This is a genomic window from Paenibacillus pini JCM 16418 (assembly GCF_000576305.1).
Classification (GTDB): Bacteria; Bacillota; Bacilli; order Paenibacillales; family Paenibacillaceae; genus Paenibacillus_AQ; species Paenibacillus_AQ pini.
The window spans coordinates 1-15104 of the sequence record NZ_BAVZ01000023.1 but is presented as its reverse complement, the minus strand read 5'-3'; the positions used below and the strand labels follow the sequence as shown (position 1 = coordinate 15104).

Annotated in this window: 22 protein-coding genes; 1 reads left to right on the top strand and 21 read right to left on the bottom strand. The window is 34.0% G+C overall.

The genetic code is table 11. From position 1 onward, the window contains the following. Window positions 1-4: 4 nt before the first annotated feature. From JCM16418_RS20655 to JCM16418_RS20620, 7 genes are all read right to left on the bottom strand, one after another. Window positions 5-3961 carry a PHP domain-containing protein gene (locus JCM16418_RS20655; protein ID WP_148298880.1) on the bottom strand — a complete coding sequence of 1319 codons (3957 nt, stop codon included), beginning with the start codon at window positions 3959-3961 and terminating at the stop codon, window positions 5-7. 394 nt (window positions 3962-4355) lie between these two features. After that, entirely contained in the window at window positions 4356-5630 is a 1275-nt protein-coding gene (locus JCM16418_RS20645; protein WP_242403926.1) for a Gabija anti-defense Gad2 family protein, read from the bottom strand. Between the two features lie 96 nt (window positions 5631-5726). Beyond that, window positions 5727-6479 carry a hypothetical protein gene (locus JCM16418_RS20640; protein ID WP_036652762.1) on the bottom strand — a complete coding sequence of 251 codons (753 nt, stop codon included), beginning with the start codon at window positions 6477-6479 and terminating at the stop codon, window positions 5727-5729. A gap of 648 nt (window positions 6480-7127) precedes the next feature. Further along, entirely contained in the window at window positions 7128-7430 is a 303-nt protein-coding gene (locus tag JCM16418_RS20630; RefSeq protein ID WP_036652759.1) for a hypothetical protein, read from the bottom strand. An 83-nt stretch (window positions 7431-7513) separates the two neighbouring features. Then, on the bottom strand, window positions 7514-7672 hold the full coding sequence (locus JCM16418_RS25100) for a hypothetical protein (protein ID WP_156327239.1): 159 nt from the start codon (window positions 7670-7672) through the stop codon (window positions 7514-7516). A gap of 53 nt (window positions 7673-7725) precedes the next feature. Next, window positions 7726-8049 (bottom strand): hypothetical protein, encoded by a 324-nt coding sequence (locus tag JCM16418_RS20625; protein ID WP_036652757.1) that lies wholly within the window; start codon window positions 8047-8049, stop codon window positions 7726-7728. A 43-nt stretch (window positions 8050-8092) separates the two neighbouring features. Further along, the gene (locus tag JCM16418_RS20620; RefSeq protein WP_036652756.1) at window positions 8093-8419 is read right to left on the bottom strand and encodes a hypothetical protein; all 327 of its coding nucleotides are present in this window, start codon (window positions 8417-8419) and stop codon (window positions 8093-8095) included. 552 nt (window positions 8420-8971) lie between these two features. Here JCM16418_RS20620 and JCM16418_RS20615 point away from each other — a divergent pair. Further along, the gene (locus JCM16418_RS20615) at window positions 8972-9172 is read left to right on the top strand and encodes a hypothetical protein (RefSeq protein ID WP_148298879.1); all 201 of its coding nucleotides are present in this window, start codon (window positions 8972-8974) and stop codon (window positions 9170-9172) included. Between the two features lie 90 nt (window positions 9173-9262). Here the strand turns inward: JCM16418_RS20615 and JCM16418_RS20610 are convergent, their stop codons facing one another. From JCM16418_RS20610 to JCM16418_RS20545, 14 genes are all read right to left on the bottom strand, one after another. After that, on the bottom strand, window positions 9263-9643 hold the full coding sequence (locus JCM16418_RS20610) for a hypothetical protein (protein ID WP_148298878.1): 381 nt from the start codon (window positions 9641-9643) through the stop codon (window positions 9263-9265). A 16-nt stretch (window positions 9644-9659) separates the two neighbouring features. Further along, window positions 9660-9965 (bottom strand): hypothetical protein, encoded by a 306-nt coding sequence (locus JCM16418_RS20605; RefSeq protein WP_036652753.1) that lies wholly within the window; start codon window positions 9963-9965, stop codon window positions 9660-9662. Then, window positions 9958-10350: a YopX family protein gene (locus JCM16418_RS23985; protein ID WP_052020620.1), complete on the bottom strand. Its 393-nt coding sequence runs from the start codon at window positions 10348-10350 to the stop codon at window positions 9958-9960. Before JCM16418_RS23985 ends, JCM16418_RS20605 begins: the two co-directional genes overlap by 8 nt. Window positions 10351-10371: 21 nt before the next feature. Then, window positions 10372-10596 carry a hypothetical protein gene (locus tag JCM16418_RS20590; RefSeq protein ID WP_036652752.1) on the bottom strand — a complete coding sequence of 75 codons (225 nt, stop codon included), beginning with the start codon at window positions 10594-10596 and terminating at the stop codon, window positions 10372-10374. A gap of 36 nt (window positions 10597-10632) precedes the next feature. Next, a complete protein-coding gene (locus tag JCM16418_RS26465) occupies window positions 10633-10755 on the bottom strand; it encodes a hypothetical protein (protein WP_256203074.1) in 123 nt (40 codons plus the stop codon). 247 nt (window positions 10756-11002) lie between these two features. Beyond that, window positions 11003-11248, bottom strand: coding sequence for a hypothetical protein (locus JCM16418_RS20585; protein ID WP_036652749.1), 246 nt, complete (start codon window positions 11246-11248; stop codon window positions 11003-11005). A gap of 116 nt (window positions 11249-11364) precedes the next feature. Continuing rightward, window positions 11365-11760, bottom strand: coding sequence for a hypothetical protein (locus JCM16418_RS23980; RefSeq protein ID WP_052020618.1), 396 nt, complete (start codon window positions 11758-11760; stop codon window positions 11365-11367). A gap of 54 nt (window positions 11761-11814) precedes the next feature. Next, a complete protein-coding gene (locus JCM16418_RS20575) occupies window positions 11815-12177 on the bottom strand; it encodes a hypothetical protein (protein ID WP_036652747.1) in 363 nt (120 codons plus the stop codon). After that, window positions 12174-12710: a phiTE_072 family protein gene (locus JCM16418_RS20570; RefSeq protein WP_036652746.1), complete on the bottom strand. Its 537-nt coding sequence runs from the start codon at window positions 12708-12710 to the stop codon at window positions 12174-12176. Before JCM16418_RS20570 ends, JCM16418_RS20575 begins: the two co-directional genes overlap by 4 nt. Before the next feature lie 74 nt (window positions 12711-12784). Continuing rightward, window positions 12785-13129 carry a hypothetical protein gene (locus tag JCM16418_RS20565; RefSeq protein ID WP_036652744.1) on the bottom strand — a complete coding sequence of 115 codons (345 nt, stop codon included), beginning with the start codon at window positions 13127-13129 and terminating at the stop codon, window positions 12785-12787. Next, window positions 13122-13289: a hypothetical protein gene (locus JCM16418_RS25095; RefSeq protein ID WP_156327238.1), complete on the bottom strand. Its 168-nt coding sequence runs from the start codon at window positions 13287-13289 to the stop codon at window positions 13122-13124. The genes JCM16418_RS20565 and JCM16418_RS25095 overlap by 8 nt, the downstream gene beginning before the upstream one ends. 84 nt (window positions 13290-13373) lie before the next feature. Then, the gene (locus JCM16418_RS20560; RefSeq protein WP_036652742.1) at window positions 13374-13628 is read right to left on the bottom strand and encodes a hypothetical protein; all 255 of its coding nucleotides are present in this window, start codon (window positions 13626-13628) and stop codon (window positions 13374-13376) included. Window positions 13629-13669: 41 nt separating this feature from the next. Beyond that, window positions 13670-14227, bottom strand: a complete 558-nt coding sequence (locus tag JCM16418_RS24435; RefSeq protein WP_081765523.1) for a sigma factor-like helix-turn-helix DNA-binding protein — start codon at window positions 14225-14227, stop codon at window positions 13670-13672. A gap of 85 nt (window positions 14228-14312) precedes the next feature. Continuing rightward, window positions 14313-14948: a ribonuclease H family protein gene (locus JCM16418_RS20545; RefSeq protein ID WP_036652734.1), complete on the bottom strand. Its 636-nt coding sequence runs from the start codon at window positions 14946-14948 to the stop codon at window positions 14313-14315. Window positions 14949-15104: the final 156 nt, after the last annotated feature.

Here is a 15104-nt window from a genome sequence, read left to right as displayed (position 1 = left end):
CCAATTAGACTTTCTTTCGTTCTGGTATAACTCTAACGTCACCATTCTCTAATACTTCAGTTATCATCATTGTTGTGTGTTGATAGTTAGTATCTTTATATCTCTTAGGTTTAAACTGAGAATTCCTTCGATATCCAACTACTACAATTTTATTACCTCTTGTAAACCAGCTCTTCTCAACAATCTCTTTTGATCCATCTGCTTTTAACTTTGAGACTTGTTTATTATAATGAGCGAAAGCACCATCATAGTATTTAATTGTTATTACACCATCAGTTGTAAGTAGAGTTACTGTATGCTTATTTTTGTCTTTATCTAGTACAGTTCCAACAATACAATCAATTTTAAATTTTGGAATTTTTCTTCCTTTAAATTCAAAAGTATCTACTATAACAGGATCTTCAGGCAGATCATTAAAATTTGACACACCATATTTATTAATATTCATGTTAATTAACTCATGTTCTGTGTAGTAAAAAGATAGTGATTCCATTTCCCATTTACTAACAGTTCCGTTAGCGTTACTATTCCATTCAAAATCAAAAAGATTGTCATTTACAAGATCAAGAGTTTTATGATCATTGAGCCAATTTTTGATTCCGTCCATCTTCTTATCATATTCTTTCTTGAAAACTTTATCAGATATAACAGGATAGTTATTCATAAATGTAGCAATGGATTCGTTACTGAAATTTTCATAGAAATAATCAAGCGTTTTGGAGTCTAATAAGAAATGTTTATCCTTAGAGTTAATATCTATAACTTTAATAGTTTTCTTCATAATATATTTTCTGAATTTATATAAAGTCTCATATGAAGAGTATTCCTTAGGTAATAAGTTCTTTTCAATAATCATACTGAAGTTCTGCATGGTTAATTTATCTTTAGGGTTGTAAATATTGTTAATGAATCTTTTCATTATCTTGATGCGTTCACCAAAGGAATCGAAACAACCTGCTTTTATGAGTTGAACTAACTGAGATTTTTTAATGATTCCTGTTTCATGCATTCTAGTGTAAAAATCCTCAAATGATGAATATGGTCGATTAGAAACTATGGATTGAACAGTGTCATCACCAATTCCTACTAATCCCTTTAATCCAAATACAATTTGATTTTCTTCAAAATCAGGTTTAAATCCAAAATGAGCTTTATTAATATCAGGTAAACCAATTTTAATTCCATGTGATTTCATCATGCCTATAGCAGATGCAACTTTACCATAATTTGTAGACTTATTCTTTTTCTCTTCATCTTCATCTAAGTCAGAACCATCATCATTACTTGCAGCATTTACAGACAAAACTGCTGTGTTCCAAAATAATGGATTGTAGTGATAATTCAGATTCAATTCTTGAAGAGCAATAATAGAATAAGCCATAGTGTGGAGGATACTAAATGCGTAACCTCTCTGACGTTCAATTTGTTTCCACACATAATTTAATAAGTTTCCACTTGTACCTCTTTTTCTTCCGCCCTCGTAGAATTCCTTTTTTCGTTCCTCAAACTCTTCTCTTGCTTGTTTTTTTGCGATTGTTTTTCTAAGTTTATTAGCATCCTTAACACTAAATCCTGCAATTCTTTCATCCATAGACAATAGCATTACTGATTCCTGAGTATCAGCTACACCATTCAATTTCAACAAATATTCTTCCATTATCTTTATCTCATCGTCTGTGAGATCAAATGATCTCATTTCTTCATACCATTGACCCAAGTCATTTTTAAATCTAACAAAAGTATCCATTGGCTGTTCTCCACCACCCTCACTCATTAGGCGCATAAGTGAATTAGCAGAAGCTACTTCTAGTAAATTTTTAGGTTTTACTTTGATAGCTGATTGATATCCAATGTCTGTAGAGAATTGAAATAGATCTGGTACAGTTCCCTCACCAAGCATTTTGTATATCCTTACGTCTTCTTTTTCTATAACGTTTGGATGTAGGTATGTCTCAAATGTTTTTCGTAGTGTCCCTTGCCAAGAAATTTCTTTGTGCTCTATAAGTAAATCTAAGGTAGTTCGTATTTTGTCCAATGCTTCAATAGTTAATAGATCAAATTTAATATTGCCGACCGCTTGACTATCATCAAGATTGAACTGTGTTATCGAAACCCCATTAGGTGCTTTCATCATTGCGTTAGACTTGTAATAGGGTTCATTAAATACCACAACCCCACCAGCATGAATACTCCTTTTATTAATTTTCCCTTCTATTTTTAATGCAGTCTGTTTTAGATTTTCATATTTTTCAATTTCATTAATGAATTCTTTAATAGGATCTCTTTGTTTCTCTACATTACCAAAAAGACAATCTGATATTGACCAATTCTCTCCTCTTTCAAAAGGTATGAGACTGCTTATGTATAAGCCAATATCGGAATCTAATTCTAATCCTCTACAAGCAGTTTGAATTGCTGACTTTGACCCTTCTGTGCCAAATGTACATACTTGAAGTACTTTTTCTTCTCCAAAGTAATTCTTCAGGGCTTGGATAATTCGTGGACGCTTACTTCCTTCTGTGTCTAAATCGATGTCTAAAGCCCCAATGTCTGGTCTACTACGATGTATATGTCTCCAATGTGGCATTTCAATTCCATAGTCCAACGGATTAATTTGTGTGATACCAAGTAAGAAGCATATTAAGAATCCACCTGAACTCCCTCTACCTGACCCAACCAAACTATTTCCACCACATTCATCATCCTGCCAGATGATATCAACTATTTTAGCAGTAGTTATATAGTAAGATGGCATTGACTGTTTTAACTGTTGACTGATTTCCCAAAGTTCACCAAGTTCAATATTGATTCTGTCAACGTGTTCAAACAATCTAATTTTCGTTAAAGCATTATAAGGGATAAATTTTTTAAATCCATCCTCAATTAATTTCATGATATAGCGATCTTGTTCATTTTCAGAATGCACCATGTTATTTATGTATTCATATTTATCATAAGTACTTTTAAAGAAATGTGTTAATTCAAAGTTAGGCAACTTTATTTTGGGGATTTCTGTATCGTGCTCGATAGTATAGTCTTCAACCATCTCACCAATTAACATTGTATTTCTCAACGCAGTACTGATAATTGACTCATCAAGATAATCCAGTCGCTCATAGATTTCCTCTGGTGTCTGGAGAAAAGTAGCTTCATAGAAACTATCAATCTCCCTATCTCCATCCTTAGCATTTAAAAATGCCTTGTGAATTACTCTATCCTCTGGACGCAAATAATGAGTGTCTGTTGAAACTATATATTTTAGTCCATATTGCTTAGCGAGTTCAAGGAGTTCCTTATTACAATAAATCTGTTCTTCAGAGTAAGCTGGTTGTAATTCAATAAAGAAGTTTTCTTTTTTAAAAATCCTAATACACCATTCAATAAACTCGTGTAATTTTTCTGTGTGATAGCTTAACTTAATCCTATCATTCTCATGGATTGCTGCCTGAATCGCTAATAAGTGTATACATACTTCTGAACCAAGACATGCAGTTGTTGCAATTAAATGATCAGGTTCATTCTTAACAACGCGTTCTAATTCCTTTTTGTCGGTTGGAACACGCAACATGTTTCCAGTATAGAATGACCCTTCCCAAGCACGTCCGCTTAAATATCTCATTTGTTCATGACCAATTTTATCCTTACTCATGATGAGAAAATGTGGAAATTTAGTAACCCCTGATTTATAATTTTCTCTGATCTCGTTAACATCATCTACTAAATAAATTTCATTTCCCAAAATCAGTTTAAAGTTCTTTGGTATTTTACCTTTTTCTTTAAGTTCTCTTGTTTTTTTAATTGCTTGTACATGTGCTGATACTGACTCATGGTCTGTAATTGCTAATCCTTTGTAATTTAAGTCTGATGCTGTCTGTAATAACTCTTCTACCGAGTTTATGCAGTCCAATAATCTTAAATTCGATATTTCTGTATGATTATGAGTACCTATCATTTCACACATCAAATCTCTCCTTTATTTAAAATATTTAGTATTATTTACTCCTATGTATTTGTTCAGAAAAAATTTCTAATAAAAATTTATTACCTCCATATGTATATATGGGACTCCATCTATTTGTATTTGTGTCACCCTGCCATTCAAAGTAATAAACCAGTTCATGGCCTTTAGGTTTAATTGCATAACATCTTATCTTAGTTTGGGAATCATACGAGTTATCTATTAAGATTCGACCCACTCTTATAAGTGGTTTATCTTTGATTACAGAAGAACATTTTAAAGCATCTACCGGTTTAAGAAAAGCACTTCCACATTGTTTACACTTGAACATATTAAATTCCCCCTATGATATATTCATAAATATTTAACTTGAAATTGTCATTTCAATTACTTCTAATTAAGTCCAATCGAAAACACTCTCATGATCATCTTCTCCTTCATTTACCCATTGCTTCCATTCAGTTTTTGGAACCTCTCTTATCACAGTGCATGACTTAAGATAGATATGTTCTGAACTTTTATCTATAAAGTCTACTGGTTTTGTTGATACTTCAATAAGAACTCCTTTGTTCCAATATGTCGAGTAAGTAATATTTTGTTTCTCATTAAAGAACAGTTTATCTCCTAATGCAGTGGAGACTCGTCCGTCTTCATATTTAAAATCTCCGTCATAGTGACTACGATATTTTCCATAACCATCTTTCTCAACCCACTTATAAAATCTTTTATTCTCAAAATATTTATCTGCGTCAATATCTTTAGAGAATGCAGCCTTAGTTGATATTGATTTTAACTGGTTGTCATTTGTTACACGAAAATATTTATCTCTCAGGGTTAAAATATGTATTGGTCTCTTTTTAACTGTATCAATGATATCATCCAAGTCTTCATATTTAACACTTATAGGTTCTTTAAAATAATCCTCATCTAGTGCAATATCAGCAATTTTATCTATTACCTTATCAAGTGAAAACTCTTCCCCTTCTTCAAAGTCGATAATCTTGTCATAATTAATCCCATACATCCCACCTAAATGATCTTTTAAATCCTCGACTGTTTTAATATCTAGCTCCATACATTTTAAAGCAATTCGTATAAACTCAGGCTTGGAGATTGTGTAACCTTTACCATTGTATTTTTGTACTCGCAAAAGAGACACAATTGGAAAGGCTGTATTCTTATTAAATTTCAAAATGCGTTGTGAATTGTGTTTAAGAAATTGTTGATGAAGTACAAATTGCTCAGTTGAAAAATCATAAGCTCCCATGCAAGCCGTGAAATCAAAGGTCTCAAAGATTTCATCTGGAGTATTAAAGTACTTAAAATGTATTAACTGAACATTTCTAATTTTTGGCTCTTTGCCACTGATCATAAGAACAGATTTCTTAGTTAAACCAGTAACATATGAGTTATCATCTTTCCAATGCTCTTTTAAGAAATCTATCAATGACTCTTCATTGCGGAAGTATATGTCTAAATCATTGATATCAGATCCGTTTAGAAGACTAGTGATTGTCCCACCTGCTATAAACGCTTTATGCTTGATGAGAGAGTCTTTAATTTCCTCAAGGTAGGCATATAATTTATTCTTCTCAAATTGGAACATTTCTTTAATTTTGTTGTCCTCAAATGTTTTAATCGTTTGTTTGACTGTTTCTTCTAAACTATTCATTAATACACTCCTCCAATTTTACTATTTGTATAATTTAATTAAACTATAATATATAATATTTTTATGTCCTATTACTAAGAGAAGGGAGCATACGCCTCACTTGTCTCCTATTATATCAGTTTTAAATGACTCAGATCTTCCAGCCATATTATTATAAACTTGGCTCTTACGACTCTTATGTCCCCAAGTCGTTCCTTCCTTATAAACAGGAAGTTTGGAAGCTTTAGTTTTAACAGTTTCAATTAGCAATGGTCTATACCAAAGTAACTTCAAGCGTTCTCTAATATAAATATCGTTGCATTTAGATTTCCATTTCTCTCCGTAGCATATTTCTCCAAGAGTCTCTATAGTTGGATCTTTTATATTGCGATGATCTAATGAATGCTTAAGAGCTTCGTAAAACAGTTTATAATCTTTGGCATCTGGTCTAAGTACCATCATTCCTTTTACAAGAGTTCTTACATGAAAAATGGACTCTTGCTCCTTGATAAAGTTATTTATAATTAAACTTCCTGATTCAGCATCAACATTTCCCTTTATGATTCCAAAGCGAACAATGCAGCGAGAACCAACAATTAAGTCATGTCCAGTTAGAGGATTACTAATAATGAAATTTATCTTAAGGTGCGGATTACCACAAAGTTGACATACATTAGAAAATCCTTCAGATTCTTCTGAAACTATAGCCTTTAGTTCCCATTCTGCTTTTGCCTCATCATAGATTTTAGACATACTATTACGAATAATCATGTTTGTGGTCATAAACTTTGGTTCACTAAGTACAATATTAGATTCAATTCTGATTTTTCTTGATTTTTGTCTACTTGTGTTATTTAATATATTAGCCACTACCCCTCTCAGTTTCGAACATTAGTTCCCTATGTTCAATGACTAATATACCATAATATTCTTTGTTATACAACATGTAGACATTATGATAATTAAATTATCTATATGTGGTATTATAACTACGTCATGTCTATGATGAAATTATTGTTTTATGTATTACACAAGAACCTTTTGCATTTTATTGAAATATTCAGTCTTTTTATAACTGCTGATCATAAAACATTTTTTAGTCTTTTGAATATTAACAATAACACTATCTATGATTTGAAATTGATTATTGTAGTACTGGACTAATGTAACATCACCCTTAGTTCTTATAAGTCCTAAGTCAATACATCGCTGAATTTTATAATCCAGCTCCTTAAATGAGGAACATTTATAAGTGCTGCGCGGACAATTTTTAGCGTACAGTTCTCTTGTTCTTTCGTTAATTCTAATTTTCAATGTTCACACTCCTTTTCTTTGGAATGATAGCTTATCAAAATAGGAAACTAATTTTGGATAGATGCACTTTGTTTAAAATTAAAATGCCGCTAACTACTCCATTAATTCTAACGTCATATACATATTGATTTTCATAGTCACATATATGATTCAATTCCATTTTCATATATAAATACATTGTATTTTCCTTTCAATTATAACTGTTCAATCATAACTACGTTTATCTGGAAGTGAAGTGTAATTCCAATAAACTTTTTGATTATTTTGATCTACTGCCACAAAAATTTGATGTCTGTTTACTTGGCTAAAATAGTCATCAGTATAAACAATTCTATATTTGTTCAGGTAGAAAGTTTTATTAGTATATTTATATTTTCTTCTGTATGTAATACCTAATATCTTGTTTTCCTCAATTAGCTCTTTAATACTTGAGTCCACTTTTGTAATTGTTCCACCTACTTGGATTCGCTTATATTTTGGAAAGTCTCGCCTAATTACCTTCTTCATATATTTGTGTATTGCTGCTCAACTCCTTTCCATTAGCTTAATTCATTTCTCGGGTAATCGCAGGAAAACTATGTATTCGACATTTATCCACCAAACCATGTGTCGTCATCAAAATGAACGCGATCGTTATTTTGAACTAAGTCCTCGTATGTAAGTTTATTATCTGGATATTTCCCCTTAGCTTCTATATTGTCGCAGATCCATAATTCCAAAAATCCTGACACCATCCACAATCTTGACATGCATGATCTTTGATAGAAGTTACCCTCCTTTCTCGTAAAAACCAATCTTTTATCTAACCCCACTGATCGAGTCTATCAAATTTCCGCTCAACTAGGTTTCCGTCATAGTCAATTGAAATTTGATAGTGTGGATCGCCATTAACACCAAACCACTTTCCATTTAATTTATCAACTTCTTCTACGGTAAGATTTCTACAGTCTACTTTTTTGTATTTAACGTCAATAAATCCAAACCCTTCAGTAAAGTTACCTATAAAATACTCTTCATCTTCTCTAAAGACTCTAATGAAGTCATCTTCTTTTCTGCCGATATCGCCCAATTTATGTTTTGCAGGTCTACCGCCCAATAAAACCATATACTTATTCAACTCAGTCATAATGATCTCTCCTATTCATTTTTTTCAAAATGAAATGTATATTTTATGTATTTTTATTCTTATATTTATTTATCCTTGTCACATTTTTATTTGCTTTTCTTATCGCTTCTTCTTCACCCTCGTTATCCCAAGTTGTATAAGAAATGAGCCCACCAGTACATGTATTAATATCCGAATATTTATTGCTAGTATCTTCTTTAGCAAACTTAACAAAGCCAGAGCATATTTTCTTTTCGTTACTATGACAAGCCCAATTATGACCACTTTTTCTTTTCATTTGAATAATATCCCATGGTGTTGGTAAGCAACCGTAATTTTGTACTTCTTCTGATTCATCGGTAAATGCAAATGGACAGTGTTTACAGGCCATCTTTTGTCCTCCTAGATTTTATTAAGAAAAGAGTCTATCACAATACAAGTTGCCAATAGTATTAAATATATGATTAAAAATATCTTCCAGTCACTCTTAGTCTTAGGGTATTGGTTTAGGTGTATATTCAATAAAAATCTAATTAGTTTCATCAAGGCTCCTCTCTGCATAAAACAAGTGTTTTATGTGTTCCCTCTTTTCAATTCTATGTGCTTTTTCATTTCTTCTCTTAGTCGGTTTAATTCTGGAGTGATTGTTTTTGTGCAAGATGCAGCGTATTGGATAAATTCCAGAACTTCATCCTCTTTTTCCAATATAATTATCGTTGGACTTATTGGTGAAACTGTAGTTATTTTATTGTTAATTCGTCATCATACCTTTCTTGAAAAAACATAGATTTCATATGCTAATCGTGGTCAAGATAGCCCTTCCATGAATTTAATCATGGTATAATATAGAAATATTTTGTGAAAAAAGTGAGGTGAAAACTATATGGAACTTCTTAAAATAACGTATAATCGGAAACCATTTGCTAATGGTGTTGCATCGAGAATGCGACTTGAAAATCTCTTTGAGATTCTGAATGGTCAAGGTCAGTTGACGGTGAATGATGATTATAATTACACATTCAATACTGATCTCGATACTTACATGGTTGTTCAATATGTAAGGCAAGTTCTTGAGCCAGATTGCTCTTTTAAAGTTGTTGGCAGTCTAGATTCCAACGAGTTGCGCTCAGGATCATATTTATAGTAATGTTCATAACCCACTGCTTCTTTAGAATGGGCTTTGTTAATGTAAGACTAATATAAAGATGAAACTAGATTTTCATTTATATATAATTCATTTTGACTCAGGATTTTCTGCTAACCACTTATAGATCATCTTTAGTGCCTTTCCATTTCCATCTCCATCATTTCGCCAAGAAAGATACTCTGTAGCCTCACGGACAGTAAGCATGAAATCATTAAGTCGTTCATTAAGACCGTCAGCGCGTTCTTTTTCCTCTCTGTACGCTTTTGTCGTGGTCGTGTGCTTATCGAGTAATGATTCATACTCGCCCCTGCTTACACATTCTTGTTCAAGGCCTACATATGCTATCTCTGCAATGTCTGCACGGGCTTTCTCTGTTACAGCCTTATCGTTCCATTGAATAGCCATTTGTTTAGCATAGGCGTGTTCTTGAGTTAATTCTGCGTATTGTTGGAGCCAGTATGGAAGCATCCTTGAAAAATCAGTCTCATTGTATGGCATTCCTTCGTTCCAACCTCCGTATCTTTCTGCCTCGACAGTAATGTATCCCTGTGTTTCCGCAAGCAGGACAGCTTTGTTTAGGCTTCTCTTCCTGTTTAATGGTGGGTAAGGGGATGGGATCAGGAAGGTACTTATCAGATTTCAGCCTTTCTATGAAGTTTTCTAGGGCATTTATTACAGGGGCTACGTCATAGTCACTAGAAGGTGAAAACTCAATCAGCTCAATCATGCGTCGTTCCATATCCGCAATTACTTTTTCAGGGCTTATCAGGCGCTCTGGTTGTTTATTCATGAGATACCTCCAATAGGTGAGGATGCTCGTATATGTTGCCGATGACCTCTCCATAACTTTCACGAATGTTCCAGTTGCTACAGGTAAACTGTCCGCCTATGAAGACGACCACATCATTCACATATCGCTCCTGTGCACTAAATCTCCCGAGAGATAAGTTTGTAAGCCTGTAAATATCACCTTCATAGATATCCTTACCGTTCTGATCTTGGAGTCCGGTAGACCACATGATTTCAAAGTCAGACATTCGCAATCTGTGGTAACCTCTTCCGTCCATCTTCATGTAAACGCCCAGTACTTTAGTATCAAAGTTTATGCTTTCAATTTGCTCTGTTTCCACCATGAGGTTTAAAGGTTTATAAAAAGCTCGGCATTTCTCTCTCATTTACTCTCTACCTCCCTAACTCTAAATTTCAATTTCATAATCTTCATCTATTCGCACAACATCGTCTAACGCGTGACACTGTAATGTTTCGTAATCAACTGTTAGCCCGTAGTTAACATGCAAATAATCCTTTATTAACTCTTCATCAGTTGGATTATTGGATCGATTGACAGTTGCTGATATTTCAAAAATTAACCCGACTTCGCTTTCATCCGTAGTTTTAAAGTTGACTGTATATCGATTCATATCTTGTATCACTCCCCTGTATGGATAGGCTAAGCCTTAAAGTAAAATCAAAAGTTCCTCAATTTTATCCTCATAAATTCCAACTTCCATTTCTTCGCCACCTACGCTAAATGCAATCTCATAATGATGCCTGAATCCATCTGAACTACTCCAACCCATTGATGCGATATGCCCCTTGGTTCCTTGTTTTATGATTAATGTATTACGAGTTCTCCATCATCATCATGCTCGTATACCTCGAAGTCTTGCTTCGCTTCAACACTTTCCACACTTTCGTATTTGTAAGACATGTTCTTATCGCTCCTTTATAAATCTATTTACGGCTCGCGCAGGCTGTGTTTATTCGGTCGATTCGTAGCCCTTCGGACTATGAGTTACGTTTTATCTTCGAACTACGCAATATCATTCATTTCATCGTTCTTCCGTATATTTTATTATGGAGTCGGCGTATCTTCTCCCTATCTTCGTCTGAAATCCAATCGCCATCGCTAGCTTCATCTGCATTTACGTACATTCCCCACACCATGCTGAATGCATCCTTATCGTCCTGTGTAACGGTTATTCTACGGTTTTTTGGTTTGTTCCGTTTTAAGATATCGGTAGCAATCCTAGTTGCTTCCTCGACTTCTTCATGCGTCATACGCTTTTCCATATTATTCTCCTTTCTTAATGCGTATAATGTGTCTATTAAGCAGAAAACCTTGCTTCGTCCTGACCGAATCCCCTTAACGTAGTGGCGGCCGTATCTGGTCTAGCCTGTATGCTATATCACCGTAATGTGAAACAGGACTTATCTATCTTCTCGATAACTTCAAAGTCACTTTTGTCGAAATGTAATGCAGCCGATGACTCGTACTCTCCACTTTCCCAATCAGTGTCAAATTCTTCTCGGCTATCGGGATAACTTCCAAACATTTCATCTTGCTCAATCGAATAAATAAGCTCCTTGAACTTCTCATCATCAACATCAGACCATCCATAAAGACTGTAGCTATGAGGGCTGTAATCCCATGCCCCACCAACAACCTCTGTGCCATTTAAGTTGCGGAATGCTTCAGCCATCTTTTCTAATAATTCTGTCGATGGAGGTACTGAATCGTAATTAGATTTAATTTCATCTGCACTTTTACTTGCTGTTTTAAAACGTAATTTATATAGTTCCATTTTCAATTCTCCTTCGCTTAATGTGTCTACTGCACTTCAGGTATAGCCTGTATGCTATTCATGGGATTGTCCTTTAAGGGGATACAGCAGCGTTTCAAGCTTCTCAGCGGCTTCCTTGATCGTGCTTTGCGGCATGAGTTTAAAGTCACGTTGCTCCATTTCCATGACCGATACAGCGTCCAGCATGTCGGTGTGCGCTTCTTCCAGTGCCTTACGAAGGCTGACTCTTTCGTCATGAGCCGCGAGAAACATCCCTCTTGCCTTCTCCGTTTCGTGGAGCCAGTACATCGAATCTTCTTCAAATTTCTTCATTGCTGCGTCCTTCTCAGTAAGTTGTGATGCAATAGAGCGAATCATTTTAATTAATTCATACCGCGATAATTGAGCTAATTTAATTGGCTCTAGTCTCTCTGTCATGACTGGGACACCGCCTCTACAAGTTCAGATTTCAATTCATTTGCAACTGCTTCACAGAACTTCGGAAATAAAATGTCTGCAAATGCTCGTTCTGAAACGGTATAGTCAAAGACCATATGTTCATGTGCATCAATGAATTCTGTTCCTTGATACCACTCATGGAAACCTTCTCTGTATTCAAGATCTACTTCGTTTAGTAAATCCCATTCCTTACGGGCGTCTTCCTCTGTGAAGGTGTCTTCTCTTCGCATTCTGAGGATAGTTTTGCGAAGCTCCTCTTCAGTCCGTTCGCCTTGATATTCCTGCCCATTAGATGGTGCACATTTACCGAGAACATAATAGGCGTCACGATGTTTGAAGAACTCTCTGAAATCATCACAACCAGTGTGTTTAATAGGCCACATATAAGCAAAGTTGCCGTAATCCGTAACAGCCGCAAACATCCCAGTCGAATCAAGTAAGAACACTCCCCAGCCCTCTACACCGTCCACAGATGGTATGTAGTAACGCCAGAACTTCACTACTTCTTTCATATCCGTTATCTCTCCCTTAAGTGGTTATAAATTTGAAGGGGCTTTTTCTGTATCCCCTCCTGTGCTTATATAGGCTATATATGGGTTGATTTCTTGATAATTCTCATGATGCGTTGATCTCCGACAAAATCACTGTCCACCAGTTCTTCTTCAATTGCTGCTAAAGCTTTACTCTGTGTCTCTACTAGCTGTAATAGGTAGGTGATGTATTCAGGGGCGTGGGCGATGAAATAAGCGTCATTCTGATTATTTTCGTTTTTGAATATCTCCCCTGTAAGGGACTGTGTTAGAGCAATTTGGCGGTATGTCCCTTTTAGTGGACACCCTTCCTTCCAAGCTACAAATGTTCCATCTGTATCCCATTCGTGCTCCGTTGAAGCTGCTGCATGCAGCTCTTTAATCTCTTTTAACTTATCCATGGGATGCCTCCTTGGCTGAAATTTTAATTACAATCGTTCCATTTCCGTAGGTGCTTTCTGAATTAATCACTAGGTTAGATGCCCCATGTTCATCTCGCAGTTCATTCATGTAATCAAAAAGTTTATCGTCTAGCAATTCAGTGAACTTATCGGGTGTCATTGTTATCTTCCTTTCTAAATATGTGATAGATAAGTAGTGTATATTAGTATTTTTAATTCTTTTGAGTTATAATGAACATTTTATTCATCGTCTTGTAATTGTTATGTTTCTTGATTTTATCACTTCATCAACTTCATAATTATTAATTAACTCTTTCATTGTGTCGAAACTTTTAATTACTCTAGCTTGTCGTTCACCACTCAGCTTTATTACCTGCAAAGGCTTATGACTCAATCTATTGTAGATGACCATATGTGGATTTCCTTTAGTAGTAATAAAAACATCTCCTACATTCGATAATGTGTTAGATTTTGTTTGCTTTACAAAATTACATTTCATTGTCTCTCCTCCATAATAGTGCATGAAATAATACTTTTATGTTATCCAATCAGTCTTACTTCATTTAATAAAATGTTCACACATTTCTTATGCAATTGTTGTACTGCTTGTCTACTTATACCTAAGTTCAGCCCAATTTCCTCAAACAGTAAACCATCAATAAAACGACTCCTCAAAATATTACATTCTCTAACATTAAATCTATCAAGAATTAAACTCTCGAAATAAATAATATCGTCAGATTTCAGGTAAATATCTTGTTCGTTATTGTGTACTGTCTCATGTAAAGAAAGGGAACTATATTCATAGAGATGATCATTTAATTTAGTATCCAGACTTGTTGTCGTATATTTACTCCTGCAAATCATCTTATTTGATCTTGATATTTTTTTGAATTCCATCCAGACCACTTTTCCAAGATAAGAGACAAACTTTACATTCTTATCTTGTTTATATGTATTAAAGGCAACTGTGAGCGATAACCGATAGCATACAATTCCTCTTTTTGTTCTAAGGAAGCCCCTATCATCCATCTGTTTGCTAATTTTCGTATTAATGGTATGTTGTTTAGGAATATATCCTCTTTTGACTTCTCGCAACCTACCCTTGCTCTCATAATTGCTTCTTCATTATTAAAGTTTTTATCATTTTTAACATTATATAATTTCATTTAATAACCTCAATTTAAGTATTTTTAACTCCTCTTGAATTGTTGTTTATAATACGAATCTTCATTTCACAAGATTTACAATTTCTCTTTATTTTAGTCTTAGATTTATACCGCGGATATTCTGACGCTTGCTTAAATTCTTTGCATGATGGACACTTTAACATAATGCTTGATCTGTACCTGATAACCATTTTTGTCTCATGTCTATCTCTATTGTCCTTAATATCTACTAACTTACTTAAATCTTTAATATTTCTTTTTCCTGATGTAGATTGACGACTTAATTTATGAGCATCCTTATTAAGATTTCTTGGAATCCATAGAATTTTGATGCTTGGATTTAAGTTCAACCTATATAAAATATCTTGAATAAATTCGTTTTTGATATTTTTACATTGGTTATCTTTATTTAAATAATCGACCAAGTTTTTACTATCTGTATATATTATAATATTTTTAATCCCCAATATTTTAATATCCTTCAATAGTTCCAGAACAGCTATGTATTCTAAATCATTCGAATTTTTTAGGATTTGTTTCATCCTACATTTACGAATAGGAATATTATCTTTATAAATTACATATCCAATTCCAGATTTTTTTATGCCAGATGCTTCTCTTAAAGACGCGTCTGTCTTTGCTGTAAACATTTTGGTTTTCATCCTCTCTATATTTATATTAAAAAAGCCTACCGAAGTAATTGGTTAGAATTACCTTCGATAGACTTAATAATATCACGTTTACTTTTTTTGTCAATACATAAATAGTATTTTTTATTTCTTAATATATATAGTATATTTTATACT

What these genes read in the sequence shown, in the direction of transcription:
- JCM16418_RS20655 (WP_148298880.1), bottom strand. Translation starts at nt 3,961, where the DNA reads ATGTGTGAAATGATAGGTACTCATAATCATACAGAAATATCGAATTTA.
- JCM16418_RS20565 (WP_036652744.1), bottom strand. Translation starts at nt 13,129, where the DNA reads ATGGATAAGTTAAAAGAGATTAAAGAGCTGCATGCAGCAGCTTCAACG.
- JCM16418_RS20615 (WP_148298879.1), top strand. Translation starts at nt 8,972, where the DNA reads ATGCGACTTGAAAATCTCTTTGAGATTCTGAATGGTCAAGGTCAGTTG.
- JCM16418_RS20585 (WP_036652749.1), bottom strand. Translation starts at nt 11,248, where the DNA reads ATGGAAAAGCGTATGACGCATGAAGAAGTCGAGGAAGCAACTAGGATT.
- JCM16418_RS20605 (WP_036652753.1), bottom strand. Translation starts at nt 9,965, where the DNA reads ATGAATAAACAACCAGAGCGCCTGATAAGCCCTGAAAAAGTAATTGCG.
- JCM16418_RS25095 (WP_156327238.1), bottom strand. Translation starts at nt 13,289, where the DNA reads ATGACACCCGATAAGTTCACTGAATTGCTAGACGATAAACTTTTTGAT.
- JCM16418_RS20560 (WP_036652742.1), bottom strand. Translation starts at nt 13,628, where the DNA reads ATGAAATGTAATTTTGTAAAGCAAACAAAATCTAACACATTATCGAAT.
- JCM16418_RS20610 (WP_148298878.1), bottom strand. Translation starts at nt 9,643, where the DNA reads ATGCTTCCATACTGGCTCCAACAATACGCAGAATTAACTCAAGAACAC.
- JCM16418_RS20570 (WP_036652746.1), bottom strand. Translation starts at nt 12,710, where the DNA reads ATGAAAGAAGTAGTGAAGTTCTGGCGTTACTACATACCATCTGTGGAC.
- JCM16418_RS25100 (WP_156327239.1), bottom strand. Translation starts at nt 7,672, where the DNA reads ATGTCAAGATTGTGGATGGTGTCAGGATTTTTGGAATTATGGATCTGC.
- JCM16418_RS20630 (WP_036652759.1), bottom strand. Translation starts at nt 7,430, where the DNA reads ATGAAGAAGGTAATTAGGCGAGACTTTCCAAAATATAAGCGAATCCAA.
- JCM16418_RS20590 (WP_036652752.1), bottom strand. Translation starts at nt 10,596, where the DNA reads ATGAATCGATATACAGTCAACTTTAAAACTACGGATGAAAGCGAAGTC.
- JCM16418_RS20645 (WP_242403926.1), bottom strand. Translation starts at nt 5,630, where the DNA reads ATGAATAGTTTAGAAGAAACAGTCAAACAAACGATTAAAACATTTGAG.
- JCM16418_RS20625 (WP_036652757.1), bottom strand. Translation starts at nt 8,049, where the DNA reads ATGACTGAGTTGAATAAGTATATGGTTTTATTGGGCGGTAGACCTGCA.
- JCM16418_RS20620 (WP_036652756.1), bottom strand. Translation starts at nt 8,419, where the DNA reads ATGGCCTGTAAACACTGTCCATTTGCATTTACCGATGAATCAGAAGAA.
- JCM16418_RS26465 (WP_256203074.1), bottom strand. Translation starts at nt 10,755, where the DNA reads ATGGGTTGGAGTAGTTCAGATGGATTCAGGCATCATTATGAGATTGCA.
- JCM16418_RS20575 (WP_036652747.1), bottom strand. Translation starts at nt 12,177, where the DNA reads ATGACAGAGAGACTAGAGCCAATTAAATTAGCTCAATTATCGCGGTAT.
- JCM16418_RS20545 (WP_036652734.1), bottom strand. Translation starts at nt 14,948, where the DNA reads ATGTTTACAGCAAAGACAGACGCGTCTTTAAGAGAAGCATCTGGCATA.
- JCM16418_RS23985 (WP_052020620.1), bottom strand. Translation starts at nt 10,350, where the DNA reads ATGAGAGAGAAATGCCGAGCTTTTTATAAACCTTTAAACCTCATGGTG.
- JCM16418_RS23980 (WP_052020618.1), bottom strand. Translation starts at nt 11,760, where the DNA reads ATGGAACTATATAAATTACGTTTTAAAACAGCAAGTAAAAGTGCAGAT.